This is a genomic window from Bradyrhizobium sp. SHOUNA76, assembly GCF_023006445.1.
Taxonomy (GTDB): Bacteria; Pseudomonadota; Alphaproteobacteria; order Rhizobiales; family Xanthobacteraceae; genus Bradyrhizobium.
Map to the genome: position 1 here is coordinate 1 of NZ_JALBHA010000868.1, position 1,449 is coordinate 1,449.

1 protein-coding gene is annotated in these 1,449 nt (G+C 67.8%); it reads left to right on the forward strand.

Translation table 11 applies throughout. From position 1 onward, the window contains the following. Positions 1-60: 60 nt before the first annotated feature. A partial coding sequence (locus MOV74_RS38070) for a xanthine dehydrogenase family protein molybdopterin-binding subunit (RefSeq protein WP_246932641.1) occupies positions 61-1,449 on the forward strand: 1,389 nt, incomplete at its 3' end.

Genomic DNA, 1,449 nt, shown 5'->3' on the forward strand with positions numbered 1-1,449 from the left:
CGCCGGCGCGCCTGCCGGCGCTGCCGGCCTCTCCCTTTGCCTCGACGTCCGGAGCCATCCATGCCTGAGCTCAATCTCACCAGCGCACCCGCCCATCTGCGCCACGGCTCGAACATCGGCCAGCCGCTGACCCGCCGTGACGGCGTCCTCAAGGTCACGGGGCAGGCGACCTATGCCGCCGACAATCATCCGCCCGGCATGCTGTTCGCGGTGATCGCCGTTTCCAGCATCGCGCGTGGCCGCGTGACCTCGCTCGATGTCGCCGCCGCCAAGCGGCATCCCGGCGTCGTGGACGTGATGACGCCGGATCACAAGCCGCAGCTCGCGATCGATCCGGAGATCAAGACCAATCCGTTCGTGTTCCGGATGGAGGCGTTGCAGAGCCACGAAGTCCGTTATGCCAACCAGCCCATCGCGGTCGTGATCGCGGAAACGCTGGAGGCGGCGACGGAAGGTGCGGTGCTGCTGGCACCGCGCTACGAAACGCTGCCTCCGCTGGTCGGGCTCGACGCCGGCGAAAGCTTCGTGCCGCCCGTTGTCGGCGTCGGCAACCCTACCGAAAATCATCGCGGCGATGTCGAGGCGGGCCTTGCTTCGGCCGAGAAGCGGATCGATGCGATCTACGAGACACCGCCTCAATATCACAACGCGATGGAGCCGCATGCGATCGTGGTTCACTGGGATGGCGACAGGCTGTCCGTGGACATGCCGACCCAAGGTCTGATGCTGTCGCTCGCGCGCATTGCCGAGCTGTTCGGCATCGCGCACGACAAGATCCACATCCGCAGTCCCTTCCTCGGCGGCGGCTTCGGCTCGAAGGGGCTCATGGGCGGTCCGCCGGTCCTCGGCATCATGGCTGCCAAGCTGGTGGGCAGGCCGGTCAAGCTGGTGCTGCGCCGTGAGCAGATGTATGGGCCGGTCGGTCACCGTGCCCCGACCCGCCAGCGCCTGCGCATCGGCGCGGATGGCGAGGGACGTCTGACCGCGCTCGATCACCATGCGCGGACCGTGTCGAGCACGTTCGATGATTTCTACGAGCCCGCGGCCGATGCCTCGCACACGCTCTATGCGGCGCCGGCGATCCGCACCTCGCATGACGCCGTACGTGTCAACACCGGCACGCCACTGTTCATGCGCGCGCCTGGCGAGGCGACCGGTTCGATTGCGCTGGAGAGCGCGATCGACGAGATGGCCTGGGCCTGCGGCATGGACCCGCTCGCCTTCCGCCTCAAGAACTACGCCGAGCGCGAGCCGATCAGCGGCAAGCCGTTCTCGTCAAAAGCGCTACGCGCCTGTTACGAGCAGGGCGCGGCGCGCTTCGGCTGGGCGAAGCGTTCGCTGCAGCCGCGGCAGATGCGCGACGATGCCGGCCTTCTGGTCGGCTGGGGTATGGGCACGGCGACCTTCCCGGCGCTGATGTTCCAGGCGGAAGCACGCGCGGCGATCAGG